Genomic DNA, 16,034 nt, shown 5'->3' on the forward strand with positions numbered 1-16,034 from the left:
CCTTCCCGAACTCAGAAGTGAAACGTCTTAGCGCCGATGGTAGTGTGGTTCGCCCATGTGAGAGTAGGTCATCGTCAGCACCTTATTTAGCCCCCTTCAACGGTTGTTGGAGGGGGTTTTTGGGGGTGGGGTTGATCTTTTTGAAATGACTGTGCTTTTTTATTAAAAAGCTGCTACAATATTCCATTACCATTCTTAGATTTTTTTATATCATGACAGACCTTTCTCACATTCGTAATTTTTCGATTATTGCTCATATTGACCATGGAAAATCAACCCTTGCCGATCGCTTTATTCAGGTGTGTGGTGGACTCTCTGACCGTGAAATGCAGGCTCAGGTGCTTGATAGCATGGATATTGAGAGAGAGCGTGGTATCACTATTAAAGCACAATCAGTGACCTTGTGTTATCATCATCCTAACGGACAAAAGTACCAGCTTAATTTTATTGATACGCCTGGCCATGTGGATTTTAGTTATGAGGTATCTCGTAGTTTGGCGGCGTGTGAAGGAGCGTTGCTTGTCGTGGATGCGGCACAGGGTGTGGAAGCACAATCAGTGGCCAACTGCTATACAGCTGTTGAGCAAGGACTGGAGGTTTTGCCTGTTTTAAATAAAATTGATTTGCCACAAGTTGAGCCTGAACGAGTTATTGAAGAGATTGAGGATATTATTGGTATTGAGGCAGTTGAGGCACCACGAGTATCAGCAAAGACAGGCCTGGGTATAGATGAATTGTTGCAAACCTTGGTAGAAAAAATACCTGCACCAATAGGTGATAGAGATGCACCACTACAAGCTTTGATTATTGATTCTTGGTTTGATAATTATCTTGGGGTGGTCTCCCTTGTCCGTGTGCGCGAAGGCGAGGTGCGTACTGGTGATAAAATTTTTGTCAAGTCAACAGGTGAGAGTCATCAGGTAGCAAGTATTGGCGTGTTTACACCAAAGCGTCTTGAAACGGGTATCTTGCAAGCTGGAGAAGTTGGATTTATTATTGCGGGCATTAAAGACATTCAGGGTGCACCTGTAGGTGATACCATTACACTGGCAAAAACTCCAGAGGTGAAAAATATTCCTGGTTTTCAAAAGATAACGCCTCAGGTTTATGCAGGAATGTTTCCAATTGACTCAAGTGATTTTGAAAAATTTCGTGAGGCTTTGCAAAAACTACAAATTAATGATGCAGCATTGTTCTTTGAGCCTGATACTTCTGATGCACTTGGCTTTGGTTTTCGTTGTGGTTTTTTAGGAATGCTACACATGGAAATCATTCAAGAGCGATTGGAAAGAGAATACGGTCTTGATTTGATCACCACCGCACCATCAGTTATTTATGAAGTAATGAAGAAAAGTGGTGAAATCGTTTATGTTGATAATCCATCTCGATTGCCTGATGTTGGGATAATTCAAGAATTTCGTGAACCAATTGCTCGTTGTCATATTTTGGTGCCACAAGAGTATTTGGGTAATGTGATGACACTTGCTATTGAGCGTCGTGGTGTTCAGGTGGATATGAAATTTATGGCACGCCAAGTGCAAGTTGTCTTTGATATTCCGATGGGCGAAGTGGTCATGGATTTTTTTGATAAATTAAAATCTGCCAGCCGTGGTTTTGCCTCTCTTGATTACGGTTTTGAGCGTTATCAGGCAGATAAACTATCTCGTGTAGATGTATTGATTAATGGTGAGAAAGTAGATGCTTTGGCGATGATTTGCCATCAAGAGCACGCGCGTCGCCGTGGCAATCAACTTGTTGAAAAGATGAAAGAGTTGATTCCTCGCCAAATGTTTGATGTGGCGATTCAGGCAGCGATTGGCTCACAAATCATTGCCCGTTCAACTGTCAAAGCGATGCGTAAGGATGTTTTGGCTAAGTGTTATGGCGGTGATGTCAGCCGTAAGAAAAAACTGCTTGAAAAACAAAAAGCAGGTAAAAAGCGTATGAAGCAAGTTGGTTCGGTAGAAATTCCGCAAGAGGCATTCTTGGCGGTGTTGAAAGTTGATAGTTAATTTGGTTTATTATTGTGTTGAATGCTAAAAGCATTTAAAGTAAAAGGGGTGATTTTGTGGATTTTGACATTAATTTGATACTTGTGCCTGTTACGCTGGTTTTTTTGTTGGTGTGGCTTGTGGACAAGTTTATGTTAAAACAGCATGGTGCAGCTAAGGCTATCGATGATCGAGCTAAATTTGTTCAAAATCAGCTTGCATTGAGCAAAAAAACTTTGCAAGATGTCTTAAATCAGCAAGGCATTGTGACTGATGCTGATGATTTTATGCCGAATGAAAATGCCTCTCAGGATGTCATCAAAGCTCACCAGTCTTATCAAATTGCCAAACGAGATGCGTTACTCATCAAGGCTGACCAAGAGGTGGTTGGTGAGAACGCATTGGTTCGTTGGGCGTATGAATTTTTGCCGATCTTACTGGCGATCGTTGTTGTCCGTTCTTTTATTATTGAGCCGTTTAGTATTCCATCAAGCTCAATGGTGCCAAGCCTGCATACAGGAGATTTTATTATAGTAAATAAGGCATCTTATGGGCTGCGTCTGCCACTCATCCACACTAAGATTTTAGATACAGGCACGCCTAAGCATGGCGATGTGGCAGTATTTCGTTATCCAGCTCAGCCAAATATTTATTATATTAAACGGGTTATTGGGCTGCCAAACGATACCGTTTCTTACAAAAATGGTGTATTGAGCATTAATGGAGAGGTGGTTGCTACAGAAAAAACAACGCATCAAATGAATGAGCAATTTATTGCTAAGTTATTGCCTGCTAGAATCAATAATCATACATTTACTGATGAAGAGCGTATTAGATTTGGGCACGAAGAAGAGCAATATGCCCACTATTATCAAGAAAAATTGGGCAATCATCAGTATCTGGTTCGCTATCTTGGTGATATCAATGCTTCATTAGGTGGTACATTTTTACAGCAAAACTCTCCAGAGCTTATTGCATCTGAAGGCCGTGAATGGACAATCCGTGTGCCAGAGGGGCAGTATTTTGTCATGGGCGATAACCGTGATAGTAGTCAGGATTCCCGTTATTGGGGCTTTGTGCCAGAAGCGAATTTGTCAGGGAAGGCGACTTATATTTGGATGCATAAAGATGCGGGTCTAAAATTGCCAAGTTTTGATAGAATGGGTGCGATTGACTGATGGCTGGGTTTTATTTGATGGATAATAATGGGTAGTAAATGACCGACTTAACCAAACCAAATGATAAGGCGTATAAATGTAGCATACTAGATAGGCAGCCGCATTTTGCTAATTTTGAGCAAGGGTTGCCCATCTTGTGTCAAAAGCTCGGTTATGTATTCAAGAATACCGATCATCTAAGAAGAGCTTTAACACATCGGTCTTATAATCCAAAAGTGAGTTATGAGCGTTTGGAGTTTCTTGGCGATGCACTGCTTGGCATGGTGATTGCTGAGGCGTTGTTTTTGCATTTTCCACATCATGACGAAGGCAAACTGACCCGAATGCGTGCGACTTTGGTACGCCAAGAGACTTTGGTGCAGATTGCTGAACGGCTTGAATTGTCTCGGCATTTGATTTTGGGAGTGGGAGAACGCAAAGGTGGCGGTCGTCATCGTGCGTCCATTTTAGCGGATGTGGTAGAGGCGATTGTAGCGGCGGTGTATCTAGATAGCGGTGGTGATATCAATTTAATCAAAGAAATGACAACAACTTGGTATGAATCGCTGATTTTGGAAGTTGGTGAAGAAAAAATACTCAAAGATGCCAAATCTCGCCTCCAAGAGTGGTTGCAAGGCAATCGCATGGCACTGCCAACCTATGAGCTTGATGAAATTATTGGCAACGCTCCTAGCCAGACCTTTGTTGTATCTTGTCATGTGCAATTAGATGGCATCAACCCGATTACACAAATGGGTGAATCTCGCAGAATCGCAGAACAAAAATGTGCCGAGTTGATGATTAACCAGCTCAATAAAGCCAAAAATTCTTCTTAGATCTACCATCATTTATGAGCGTTAACAAAATCCGCCTTTTAAAACAGGCGGTTTCGTGCTTTAATAGACTTGATATAAAACAATGATATGCCAGTTGCTTTTATAGATTGAAATTTAATAATAAGGAAAAATATGACTGATAACAACTCAATCGTAACTAATCATGATTTGATTGCATCATTTTTTGATCATCAAACACCGACCATTGCTGATGATTTTAAATCTGGCTTTGTGGCAATTATTGGTAGACCTAATGTTGGCAAATCCACCCTGATGAATCATTTGCTTGGTCAAAAACTCTCTATCACCAGCCGTAAGCCACAGACCACACGCCACCGAATTCATGGCATTTTGACCGATGAGCAGATGCAAATTGTATTTGTTGATACCCCTGGTATTCACGCCAAAGAGGTTAAAGCAATCAATGAACGCATGAATAAAGCGGCAGTGTCTGCTTTGTCCGATGTAGATTTGGTGCTATTTGTGGTTGATGGCCTGCAATGGCGAGAAGATGACCTGCTGACATTAGAAAAGCTGTCAGCAACGAGCTTGCCTGTGTTGCTGGTGATTAATAAGTCTGACACGATCAAAGAAAAATCGCAAATGTTGCCTGTGATTGAAAGTTTTAGTGAAAGTTTTGATTTTGCTGACATTGTGCCTGTTTCTGCACTGCGTGGGCATAATTTGGATAGACTAAAAGAAGTCATCGGTCGATTTTTACCTGTGCGCCCACCGATTTTTGATTCAGAACAGATTACCGATCGTTCTGAGCGTTTTTTAGCAAGTGAAATCATTCGTGAAAAAATCATGCGTCAATCAGGTGATGAAGTGCCATATGATCTAACTGTGCAGATTGATACTTTTAAAGATGAGCCTGCCCACAAAGACCCAGAAACAGGCAAATGGCGTAAGGCGGTAACTTTTATTGATGCGACCATTTTTGTAGAGCGTGCAGGTCAAAAAACCATTGTTATTGGCGATAGGGGCAGTCGTATTAAACAGGTTGGTATTGAAGCACGACAAGATATGGAAAAATTATTTGATCGTAAAATCATGCTCACGCTTTGGGTGAAGGTTAAAAAGGGCTGGTCAGATGATGAGCGAGCCTTGACCAGCTTGGGGTACTGACGCAAAAATATGGACGGTCAAGAAAACCATCAAACATAAAACAGCCACAAGTGTGTACTGCCATCACCATTAGGGTCGATGGCAGATGGCTTATTGATGATGAGTTTTTCATTTAAGAGATGCTAAAACTATAATGAGAAATGAAAAATTGATGGGTTATGTCCTGCACGCCAAACCTTATCAGGAAAAACGCGCGATTTATCAGTTATTTAGCCTTGAATATGGCTTGATGCAAGGTGTGGGTGTGCGCAGCATACCATCTTTTGTGCCACTTGAACTGTTTGTGACAGGCAAGAGTGCCTTAAAGACTTTTGCTCAAATTCAGCCCTCAGCAGATTTTGCCATGCTGTCTGTGGTGGGGCGTGTACAATACGCACTGCTTTATATGAACGAGGTGTTGCTTCGATTGCTTGCCATTGAAAACGCTTGCCCAATGCTTTGGCAGGTATACCACAATGAGGTGCAAAGTCTGCGTACACTTGGTAAGAAGGTGTGCATAGATAATGATGAGATGAAGGCTTCACTCAGACGCTTTGAGCGTGCATTATTTGATGAACTGGGTGTGGCGATAGATTGTCATCGTGATGGTTTGGGCGTGCCGATAAAGCCTGATGCGTATTATCGTTTTGTGCCTGAGCTTGGTTTTGTACTTGTATCATCAACGCTTATTCATCAAGCCAAGCATGATGGTAAAAGAGTTGGTCGCTTGGCGTATTTGGGTGCAGATTTATTACGCATGGGGCAAGCAGATGCTGATGTGCTGATTTATCATGAAAAATTAGATGAATTCGGCCAATTACAACGAGATGTGATGGATTATCTATTGGACTATAAGCCTTTGCACAGTCGTAAACTGTGGCAACAGAGTCTGATGTATCAAAATTCACAACCTATTGATTGATCAATTAATATATAAGGAATATTTATGGCGAATTCACCGCTATTAGGAGTAAACATTGACCATGTTGCAACAATAAGAAATGCTCGTGGTGTGAATTATCCATGCCCAATCCAGGCGGCACTTATCTGTGAACAGGTGGGGGCAGATGGCATTACTTTGCATTTAAGAGAAGATCGTCGTCATATCAAAGACGCTGATGTTTATGCAATGAAATCTTTACTTAAAACTCGCATGAATCTTGAAATGGCGGTTACAGACGAAATGCTTGCCATTGCCTTAGATGTCAAACCCGCTTGGGTGTGTCTGGTTCCAGAAAAACGCGAAGAGGTTACTACCGAGGGCGGGCTTGATGTGGTTAATTTGCCCAATTTGCTAGATTTTGTGAAAAAATTACAGTCGGCTGGGATATTGGTATCGTTATTCATTGACCCAGATTTGCATCAGATTGATATGGCAATAGCACTTAATGTTGATGCGATTGAATTGCACACAGGAGCATATGCACATGCAGATTTGGCTGATGATAAAAATGCCTTTGAAAGTGAATTGGCACGCATTAAAAAAGCTGTTAAATACGCCAAAAGCAAAACTGATAAAATGCTCATCAACGCAGGGCATGGCCTGACTCGTGATAATGTAGCACGCATTGCTCAGATTGATGGTATCCACGAGCTTAATATTGGTCATGCACTCATTGCTGATGCGGTATTCGTGGGTCTTGACCAAGCAGTCAGAGAAATGAAATCAGCCTTTGTGCGGGCGGTGGGGCATTCTTAAAAAAATGATGTGATCATGAAATGAGCGTTGATGATTTTAATCTTATTTATAGTTAAATAAACCAATCTGTTTGTAAATAATTGGCATATTTATGTAACATTGTGTATGAACAACTAAAAAAAAGTTGTTTTTTCTTAAAAATGTCGTTAAGCTAAGCATATCTACCAAAAAATTAGGGATTTTGGCACTAAATTTTGTTGGCATATTGAGCAACTTAGTGGTAGAATATGGCACAGTAATGTTGTGTTACATGATTGATGAAACTAACCATTCCTTTGGAGGAAGTTATGAAACTAAATAAAATTGCTCTTGCAGTACTTGCTACTGTTGCGACCGCTGCATCTGCTGGTGTAACTGTTAGCCCACTACTACTGGGCTATCAATACAATGACAAAGCTCAAGAAAAACAGCGTTTGGCTTTCCCTATTAATGCTGATAAGACTCAAGGTGGTGTTGCACTTGACAACAATCTATGGGTTGGTGCTGCATTGGGCGTTGAGCTAACTCCATCTTCTCAAATTCAAGTAGAGTATGGTGTTTCTAACACTGATGGAAAAGTATCACCAAATGATGCAAGAGCCTATGATGTAGAACAACAAACCATCAGTGGTAACCTTATCGTTGGTAGCAGCTACAACCCAAATACTAAGCTAAAACCATATGTATTGGTTGGTGCTGGTCAACAAAAAACCAAAGTTGAAGATCCAAAAGATAAAAGCAAAAAAATTCCTGAAGCCAAGGATACTATTGGTAATATTGGTCTAGGTGCTCGCTATCTGATTAATGATGCATTGGCTCTTCGTGGCGAAGTTCGTGGCGTTCACAATTTTGATAACAAATTCTGGCAAGGTTTGGCAACAGCTGGCCTTGAAGTAACCCTAGGCGGTCGCTTGGCACCAGCTCCTGTAGTTATCCCAGTTGTTCAGCCTGCCCCTGTTGTTGCAAAACCAGCTGCCCCTGTGCCTTTGGAAGATACTAAAGAAGATGTCCGTGTTGATGTTGATGCTGACGGTGTTTTGGATCATCTAGATGCTTGCGTAGGTGCGCCTGGCTCACAAATGAATTTGGTTGTTGACGCTCGTGGTTGCCCACAAAAAGTTAATGTAAATAAACCGCTTAATATCGCTCCACGCGTATTCTTTGATCGTGATAAATCTGAAATCAAAGCGCAGTATCGTGATGAAGTAGCAAAAGTTGCTCTAGCAATGCGTGAATTCCCAAATGCAACAGCTGTTGTTGAAGGTCATGCATCTAAAGACAGCAACCGTTCAAGTGCTAAATATAACCAACGCCTATCAGAAGCTCGTGCGAATGCTGTTAAATCAATGTTGGTAACCCAATTTGGTGTAGCACCAAGCCGCCTAAGTGCTGTTGGTTATGGCTTTAGCCAACCAATCGAGCCTAATTCTAATGATACCGAAGCAGGTCGTGTATTGAACCGTCGTGTGGTTGTAAAAACTACTGGTAACAAAACGACTACTGTTGAACAAACCAAAGATATGGTAATTCGTTAATCAATCTTTTGATTGGTAGTATCAAAAAAGAGCCGTTACTTATGACGGTTCTTTTTATTTTTTGATCAATCTTTCACTAAACAAAAAAGCATGGTATAATTGACGGCTTATTTTATTGTGATGAGCGGTTTAATTGATGTGTTTTTTCGCCATTTATCGCAATATTCGCTTTCTTTCAGTTTTATCACTTAGGTTATATGACTTAGCAAGTAATATAACCATCATGAAGGTTGGCTTTCCTACCATTTTTGCAATCAGCAACCCTATTTAAAAACGAGTATTTATGGCAGACAACATTAAGAATTTACGCAATATCGCCATCATTGCACATGTTGACCATGGTAAAACTACCTTGGTTGACAAGTTACTACAACAATCTGGTGCATTGGGCGAACGCTCTGGCGAGATTGAACGGGTGATGGATTCTAACGCCCTAGAAAGTGAGCGTGGCATCACCATCTTGGCAAAGAATACCGCAATCCGTTGGACAGACTCACGCACAGGTACTGAATACCGCATCAATATTGTAGATACTCCTGGCCATGCTGACTTTGGAGGTGAGGTTGAGCGTGTGATGAGCATGGTGGACTGTGTTTTGCTTTTGGTGGATAGCCAAGAAGGCCCAATGCCGCAGACACGATTTGTTACTCAAAAGGCATTCGCACGCGGATTAAAACCAATTGTCATCATCAATAAAATTGATAAGCCTGCCGCTCGTGCTGACTGGGTTATCGATCAGGTATTCGATTTGTTTGACAGTTTGGGGGCAACTGATGAACAGCTTGATTTTCCAATTGTCTATGCATCAGGTATTAATGGTATTGCAGGTCTTGAGCCAGACAACTTAGCAGATGACATGACGCCATTGTTTGAGACAATTGTGGATATTGTTGAGTCGCCAAAGGTTGATGTTGATGGGCCGTTCCAAATGCAAATTTCAAGTTTGGACTATAACAGCTTTGTGGGTGTGATTGGTGTGGGGCGTATTCAGCGTGGCTCGGTGAAAACAAACACTCCTGTTACTGTGATTGATAAAGATGGTAATAAACGCAATGGTCGTATCTTAAAAATCATGGGTTATCACGGTCTTGAGCGTGTTGATGTGGATTTTGCCCAAGCTGGCGATATTGTGTGTATTACTGGTCTTGATGGCTTAAATATTTCAGACACCATATGTGAACCCTCTAATGTTGAGGCGTTGCCTGCATTATCAGTTGATGAGCCTACGGTGTCAATGACTTTTCAGGTAAATGACAGTCCATTTGCGGGCAAAGAAGGTAAATTTGTTACTTCTCGAAATATTCGTGAACGCCTTGATCGTGAATTGATTCACAATGTGGCATTGCGTGTAGAAGACACCGACAGCCCAGAAAAGTTTAAGGTTTCTGGTCGTGGTGAGTTGCATTTATCGGTATTGATTGAAAATATGCGTCGTGAAGGCTTTGAGCTTGGTGTATCTCGTCCACAGGTCATCATGAAAGAGATTGATGGCGTGATGTGCGAGCCTTATGAAAATGTGACTTTCGATGTTGAGGAGCAACACCAAGGTTCGGTCATGCAAGAGATGGGTGAGCGAAAAGGCGAATTGACCAATATGGAGGTTGATGGCAAGGGTCGTATTCGTATTGAGGCGACTGTGCCGTCTCGTGGTTTGATTGGTTTTCGTTCAGCATTTTTGACCATGACATCTGGGACAGGCATCATGACATCAAGTTTTTCGCACTATGGTCCTGCCAAAGAAGGTGCGGTGGCAAAACGCCAAAATGGCGTGTTGGTATCAATGGTGACAGGTACTTGTTTGGGCTATGCACTGTTTAGCTTGCAAGAGCGTGGTCGTCTTTTTGCCAAGCCGCAGCTTGAAGTTTATGAAGGCATGATTGTTGGTATTAATTCTCGCTCTGACGATATGGTTGTTAACCCAACCAAGGCCAAACAACTGACCAACATTCGTGCGTCTGGCTCAGATGATGCAATCATCTTAACGCCTGCATTAGATTACACCCTAGAACAGGCTTTGGAATTTATTGAAGATGATGAGTTGGTGGAGGTAACACCAAAGTCAATCCGTATTCGCAAGCGTTATTTGACAGAAAATGAGCGTAAGCGTTTTGGTCGCAAAAAAGACTGACTGTTAAAAAACACCTTGTTTTATGCAAGGTGTTTTTTTATACCATGCTTATAGAGGCTGACAAACTGGGCAATAGACGCTTGCTCGTCCGCCAATTTTTTGATTTTCTAAAATTGTACCACAAGCAGTGCAGGGTTTGCCATGATGACTGTAGGCGAGCAAGGTCTGCTGAAAATAGCCTGTTTTGCCACTACCTACGGTAAAATCTTTTAAGGTGGAGCCACCTTTTTTGATGGCTTTTGCCAAGATGGTCTTGATATGAACAACCAAATCATTCAGCTGATCTTTATTGATTTGATTGGCAGGCTTGGCTGGGTGAATGCCTGCTAAAAACAGACTTTCGGTAGCGTAAATATTGCCCACACCAACTACCACCGCCTGATCCATGATGAGCGTTTTGATGGGTTTTGTGATGGCTTTGCCAAGCTTGGTATTGGAGCTGTTAATGTCATCAAGCCTGTGGATATATTGATAGAGGTAATCAGTATTAAAAGTGTCCTCCAGAGGCTCAGGCCCTAGGTGGTTTAAAAATTTCTCACGCATGCTGTCTTGATTATCAAGATGCGTGTCATTGTCCGCCCAAAGTATGATGCCAAAACGGCGAGGGTCGTGATAATGTAGAGCGACATCACCAAAACTGATGATGAGGTGGTCGTGCTTTCTGGGGGAGGGTTTGTTGTTAATCAAGTGTTGTTGTAGGCTGCCTGACATTCCTAAATGAATAAGTAGCACCTTATGGCTATTATCCGTATCATGGTGAAAATGCAAGAGCAGATACTTGGCACGGCGTTCAAGTTCATCAAGACGAAAGCCAATAAGGCTATCTAAATCGTGTGGCATCATGTAGCGTAGCTTTGGCTGATAGACATGAACAGCGGTGATGACCTGATTTAGTAGCGGTTCTAGACTTTTTTTGGTGGTTTCAACTTCTGGTAATTCTGGCATATCTAAACTTATTAATTGATGCTACTTAACTGATGCTGCGTCTGGCGTGTAAGACATTGGGCTGCTGTTCAATCTTGGCAAGCAGGCGTGATAAATGGGCGAGCCCTGCGACTTCAACATAAAATTTCATATGGCTGACCAATTCATCTGATGAGATGGTTTCGGCACGATGAATGTTGACTTTTTCTTTGTCAATGATGTTTACCAAATCTCGCAAAATTCCACGCTGATTATGAGCCTCTACAATGATTGTTACAGGTTGATATCGTCCAAAGCTCTCTTGCCAACTGGCTTTGACTTGGCGTTTTGGCTCTTTTTTGATGAGTCGTAGATATTCAGGACAAGCAGATTGGTGGATGCTTACGCCATTGGATAAGGTAACAAAACCTGCGATTGGTTCTCCATGTACAGGAGCACAACACGCTGCCAAGTGGATGGCAACATTATCTAACCCTTCAATTTCAATGCGATATTTATTGGGGCGAGCTGGCATTTTGATACTGATGCTGTCTTCATCAATCAGTGGCGTGCCAAGACTCAGACGGCTGATGATTTTGCCCATCAACTGCACTGTGCCAATATCTCCCATGACAAGTGAAATGTATAAATCGTCTTCGCTTTTGGCATTAAACTCTGCCAGATAATCGGTCAGCTTGACTTGACTTGGGTTGATGGATAGGCGGTCAAGCTCACGCAAAAGCATGGCACGACCCATCTCTATGTTTTTGTCTCGGTCTTGGCGGTTGAACCACAAGCGGAGTTTTGACTTGGCACGAGCGGTATGAATGTAGCCAAGTGATGCCACCAACCAATCACGATTTGGCTCACGGCTAGACTTGGTAATGATTTCAACTTGGTCGCCTGTCTTGGGTTGATGCGTCAATGGCACATAGCGACCATTGACACGAGCACCTTGGGCTCGGTTGCCCACTTCGGTATGCACATAATAAGCAAAATCTAAGACGGTAGCACCTTTTGGCAGTTCAGTAATGTCGCCATCACGACTAAACACATAGATATGCTCAGAATTGTCCAGATCTAGCTCTTCTTCGGTGTCGGTACCGCTTTCAATTTTATCATTGCTAAGTAGCTGGCGAAGTGAGCTGATTTTTTGAGTCAGGTAATCGTTTTTTTTGGCTTTTAGACCTTCTTTATAATTGACATGAGCTGCCTTGCCAAGCTCGGCCTCAAAGTGCATATCCATCGTACGAATCTGTACTTCTAGCGTACGATGGTTGGCAATGACAGCGGTGTGTAGACTTTTATAGCCGTTGGGTTTTGGGTTGGTGATGTAGTCATCAAATTGCTCTGGAATGTGTCGCCACAATCCATGTATAACACCAAGCGTATGGTAACATTCAGCATTGGTATCAACCAACACTCGTAAAGCCCGAATATCGTAAAGTTGGTCAAATGATAAATTCTTTTTTTTCATCTTTCGCCAGATGGAGTAGATGTGCTTGACTCGCCCAGAAACTTCCGCTTTAATCCCTGACTTAAAAAGTGCTTGGCTGAGTTCTTCTTGGACGGTCTTGATATAACTTTCTCGTTCGCTGCGTTTTTCAGACAGTAGATTGGCGATTTTTTTGTATTCTTCGGGGGCAAGGTAGCGAAAAGCAAGGTCTTCTAACTCCCATTTTAATTGGGCGATGCTTAGACGGTGGGCTAACGGTGCGTAAATGGTCATCACTTCACGAGCGACGCGTTTTTGGCGGTCTGGTGGGGCGAATGACAGCTCACGCATGGCGAAAGTACGCTCGGCAAGTTTAATCAGTACAGCACGCACATCGTTGGTGGTGCTAATGAGCATACTATAAATACTTGATAGCTGATCTCTTTGCTCACTCTCAAAGTAATCTTCAAGTCGCTTATTTTCTTCAATACTCTCAGAAAGTCGCCCCATTGCCAGTGTGTCTTCAATCAGATGAGCAATGTCTTGTCCAAAATGCTGACCGATGGTCTCAATGCTGACCAATTCTCGGCGTGCGGTGCGATATAGCATGGCAGCAACAAGTGCGTTTTCGTCTTGAAATAAATACGCCAAAATGTCCGCCATGCCAATCCCTGTGGCGTATGCACCAGAACGGCTGGCGTGAGGCTTGTTGGATTGGGTTCTTACAAAATCACAAGCTTGTTGAAGTAGGGGCAACTCTTGTTTGCCGATGCGTGCTGCTACGGCTGATAGCCATGTTTTAACATCAATGTCAGACTCACTGATGGTAGATGGAGTTTGTGTTTCGTCAGAATGATCCAGTGCGGTTTGTAATTTTGGGTGGGCAAGCTGAGCTTTAAAATCGGGGTGTAACTTTTGAGCCACTAGGCATGCTGCCAAAGTTGCACTATCGGTGTCTGTATTTTCGCCGTTTAACAGTGGTAGGGCTTCACGAATTTGTACCACAGCATGTCCTTTTTTGGGCTGGTTTTGATTGGAATTTTAAATTTCCGATGGGTATTATGGCATTTTCTGACCACTTTTTCAAAGCAAAATCCAAAAAAATGCACAGATTTTTCACAATTTATTTTGCTTAAAAATCACTTCTAAAATCTGTATTGTTGTGTTATAATCTTCGGCTACAACCTTGATACGCAAGGTTGTAATTTTAAAAAGATGACATCGCATTGTTTGATTTGAGTTGTATGCTTGTGTTTGGGCGTTTTTGGTTGCAAATCCGTCAGAAAAACACCTTTATCCGTGCCGTGTGGCAAATTCCTTTCCTACCGCGATGATTTTGATAGGCGAAACGCCCAATTCTACCCCGACAAAATGCCAAGGCATTCAGCCTTAAACTTGCCAGTTTTTTGGTGGCTTGTGTCTTTCTCATCTCGTGGTTTTAAAATATAAAGGTAAATAATGACTCAATCTTTCGATGCAGGCGTTCAAGACGCAATTCTTGGTGCGTCTAATGCCCAAGACAACCCTCAAGAAAATATGCAAAAGTCGCACAGTGAAGATGATTTGCTGACTTTTGAGCAACTCTCTCTTAGCAAGCCGATTTTAAAGGCTTTGACCAAAAGTGGTTATTCCAACCCCACGCCCATTCAGGCAGGTGCAATTCCGCACGCCTTAAATGGCCGTGATTTGCTATTGTCTGCCCAGACAGGCTCCGGTAAAACCGCTGCATTCGTACTGCCAATTTTGGATAAATTAAGCCGTGTAGAGCGTCTTGATAAGCATATTTATGCTTTGATTTTAACGCCAACTCGTGAGCTTGCTCAGCAGGTACATGAGAGCGTGCGTCGCTATGGAGACGGTTTGCGTGGTTTGTATAGCATTCCTTTGGTCGGCGGAGCTCCGTATAGCGGCCAGATTCGTGCACTTCGCAAAGGTGTGCAAATCGTCATCGCCACGCCAGGTCGTCTGATTGATCATATGAATGAAGGGCGTGTGGATTTGTCCAAGCTGGATATGCTTGTGCTTGATGAGGCTGACCGCATGCTTGATATGGGTTTTGCTGATGACATCAAAACCATTTTAGAGAACGCTCCTGAATCTCGCCAAACAGTGATGTCATCTGCTACATGGGACGGTGCAGTGGGCAAAATTGCTGAGAGTTTTACGACCAATCCTGAAAAAGTTGCCATTAAGGTGGAATCTGCTCATATTGAGGAGAGTGTGTATTTTTGTGATGATTTTCATCATAAGAATAAAATTTTACTTGAACTGCTTAATGATAAAGAGATTAATCAGGCGGTGATTTTTACGGCCACCAAGCGTAGTACTGAACAGCTGACAGATACTTTGGTTGATGCAGGACTAAAAGCTCGCTATTTGCACGGTGATTTGCCACAAGGTAAACGCAACCGTATCATCAGTGATGTTAAATCTGGCAAGTGTGATTTTTTGATTGCGACTGATGTGGCAGCTCGTGGCATTGACATTTCTGCCATCAGTCATGTGGTCAATTATGATTTGCCACGCCAAGTTGAGGACTATGTGCATCGTATCGGACGCTGTGGGCGTGCTGGGCGTACTGGTGTGGCGATGAACTTGTGTAGCTTTGATGACCGTGGACAGCTGCGTAACATTAACCGCTATCTAAAACGCACCATGAATGAATCGGTGGTGGAAGGGCTTGAGCCAAAGCGTGCATCATTTGAGCAAGAAGAGCGTCGAGCAAAAGGTGGTAGAGATGGGCGTGAGCGTCGTCGTGGCGGTCGAGATGGCCATCGCACTGAGCGTGGCTTTGGTCGTCGCAATGACCGTTCTGAGCGTAGTTTCGACCGTGAAAGTCGTGCTGACAGAAGTGCTGAGCGACCAGAACGCAAAGAGCCAAGATTTGAACACAAAGAACGCAACTTTGACCGCCCAGAGCGTCGTTTTGATAACAGTGGGCGTGGCTATTATCGCCAAGACCGTCAGGACCGCCCAGAGCGTGGCCATCGTGATGGCGAGCGTTCAGAGCGTTCTTTTGGTCGTGATGACAAGCCTCGTTTTGACCGTCAGCGTGATTTTGACCGCCCAGAGCGTCGCACCGAGCAGAAAAAAGAGCGTTTTGGTGCACAAAATGAACGCTTTGGCGAACATAAACGCAGTGAAAAATCGTTTGGTGGTAATGACAAGCCGTATTTTAAAAAGTCAAAGCCAGTTGAAGAAGTTTTTTTTGCCAAGCGACAAGCAAAAAAAGAGAAGCGTCGTTTTGGCAATGTGAATTGATAT

11 protein-coding genes are annotated in these 16,034 nt (G+C 42.8%); 9 read left to right on the forward strand and 2 right to left on the reverse strand.

Annotated elements, in window-relative coordinates; all coding sequences use genetic code 11:
• Nucleotides 1–212 precede the first annotated feature (212 nt).
• From lepA to typA, 8 genes are all read left to right on the forward strand, one after another.
• Nucleotides 213–2,012 carry a translation elongation factor 4 gene (lepA, locus tag R0123_RS06095; protein ID WP_323841872.1) on the forward strand — a complete coding sequence of 600 codons (1,800 nt, stop codon included), beginning with the start codon at nt 213–215 and terminating at the stop codon, nt 2,010–2,012.
• Nucleotides 2,013–2,068: 56 nt separating this feature from the next.
• Nucleotides 2,069–3,169 carry a signal peptidase I gene (gene lepB / locus R0123_RS06100; protein ID WP_323841873.1) on the forward strand — a complete coding sequence of 367 codons (1,101 nt, stop codon included), beginning with the start codon at nt 2,069–2,071 and terminating at the stop codon, nt 3,167–3,169.
• 38 nt (nt 3,170–3,207) lie between these two features.
• On the forward strand, nt 3,208–3,984 hold the full coding sequence (rnc, locus tag R0123_RS06105) for a ribonuclease III (protein WP_323841874.1): 777 nt from the start codon (nt 3,208–3,210) through the stop codon (nt 3,982–3,984).
• A 132-nt stretch (nt 3,985–4,116) separates the two neighbouring features.
• Nucleotides 4,117–5,112 (forward strand): GTPase Era, encoded by a 996-nt coding sequence (gene era / locus R0123_RS06110; protein WP_323843450.1) that lies wholly within the window; start codon nt 4,117–4,119, stop codon nt 5,110–5,112.
• 133 nt (nt 5,113–5,245) lie between these two features.
• The gene (gene recO, locus R0123_RS06115; RefSeq protein ID WP_323843451.1) at nt 5,246–6,013 is read left to right on the forward strand and encodes a DNA repair protein RecO; all 768 of its coding nucleotides are present in this window, start codon (nt 5,246–5,248) and stop codon (nt 6,011–6,013) included.
• Nucleotides 6,014–6,037: 24 nt separating this feature from the next.
• A complete protein-coding gene (locus R0123_RS06120) occupies nt 6,038–6,790 on the forward strand; it encodes a pyridoxine 5'-phosphate synthase (RefSeq protein ID WP_323843452.1) in 753 nt (250 codons plus the stop codon).
• A gap of 287 nt (nt 6,791–7,077) precedes the next feature.
• A complete protein-coding gene (locus tag R0123_RS06125) occupies nt 7,078–8,304 on the forward strand; it encodes an OmpA family protein (RefSeq protein WP_323843453.1) in 1,227 nt (408 codons plus the stop codon).
• Between the two features lie 283 nt (nt 8,305–8,587).
• Entirely contained in the window at nt 8,588–10,432 is a 1,845-nt protein-coding gene (gene typA, locus R0123_RS06130; protein ID WP_323841879.1) for a translational GTPase TypA, read from the forward strand.
• Between the two features lie 48 nt (nt 10,433–10,480).
• Here the strand turns inward: typA and mutM are convergent, their stop codons facing one another.
• Both mutM and R0123_RS06140 read right to left on the reverse strand, forming a co-directional pair.
• Complete coding sequence (gene mutM / locus R0123_RS06135) at nt 10,481–11,377, reverse strand: bifunctional DNA-formamidopyrimidine glycosylase/DNA-(apurinic or apyrimidinic site) lyase (protein ID WP_323841880.1); 897 nt, start codon at nt 11,375–11,377, stop codon at nt 10,481–10,483.
• Nucleotides 11,378–11,402: 25 nt separating this feature from the next.
• Nucleotides 11,403–13,775 carry a bifunctional (p)ppGpp synthetase/guanosine-3',5'-bis(diphosphate) 3'-pyrophosphohydrolase gene (locus tag R0123_RS06140; RefSeq protein WP_323843454.1) on the reverse strand — a complete coding sequence of 791 codons (2,373 nt, stop codon included), beginning with the start codon at nt 13,773–13,775 and terminating at the stop codon, nt 11,403–11,405.
• 531 nt (nt 13,776–14,306) lie between these two features.
• On the opposite strand from R0123_RS06140, the gene R0123_RS06145 reads away from it, so the two are divergent.
• Entirely contained in the window at nt 14,307–16,031 is a 1,725-nt protein-coding gene (locus R0123_RS06145) for a DEAD/DEAH box helicase (protein ID WP_323843600.1), read from the forward strand.
• Nucleotides 16,032–16,034: the final 3 nt, after the last annotated feature.

The organism is Moraxella sp. Pampa (assembly GCF_035181385.1).
Classification (GTDB): Bacteria; Pseudomonadota; Gammaproteobacteria; order Pseudomonadales; family Moraxellaceae; genus Moraxella.

Bases quoted from the DNA above. Each gene is read 5' to 3' on its own strand.
- typA (WP_323841879.1), top strand. From the start codon at position 8,588: ATGGCAGACAACATTAAGAATTTACGCAATATCGCCATCATTGCACAT.
- R0123_RS06120 (WP_323843452.1), top strand. From the start codon at position 6,038: ATGGCGAATTCACCGCTATTAGGAGTAAACATTGACCATGTTGCAACA.
- mutM (WP_323841880.1), bottom strand. From the start codon at position 11,377: ATGCCAGAATTACCAGAAGTTGAAACCACCAAAAAAAGTCTAGAACCG.
- R0123_RS06145 (WP_323843600.1), top strand. From the start codon at position 14,307: ATGCAAAAGTCGCACAGTGAAGATGATTTGCTGACTTTTGAGCAACTC.
- lepA (WP_323841872.1), top strand. From the start codon at position 213: ATGACAGACCTTTCTCACATTCGTAATTTTTCGATTATTGCTCATATT.
- R0123_RS06125 (WP_323843453.1), top strand. From the start codon at position 7,078: ATGAAACTAAATAAAATTGCTCTTGCAGTACTTGCTACTGTTGCGACC.
- recO (WP_323843451.1), top strand. From the start codon at position 5,246: ATGAGAAATGAAAAATTGATGGGTTATGTCCTGCACGCCAAACCTTAT.
- era (WP_323843450.1), top strand. From the start codon at position 4,117: ATGACTGATAACAACTCAATCGTAACTAATCATGATTTGATTGCATCA.
- rnc (WP_323841874.1), top strand. From the start codon at position 3,208: ATGACCGACTTAACCAAACCAAATGATAAGGCGTATAAATGTAGCATA.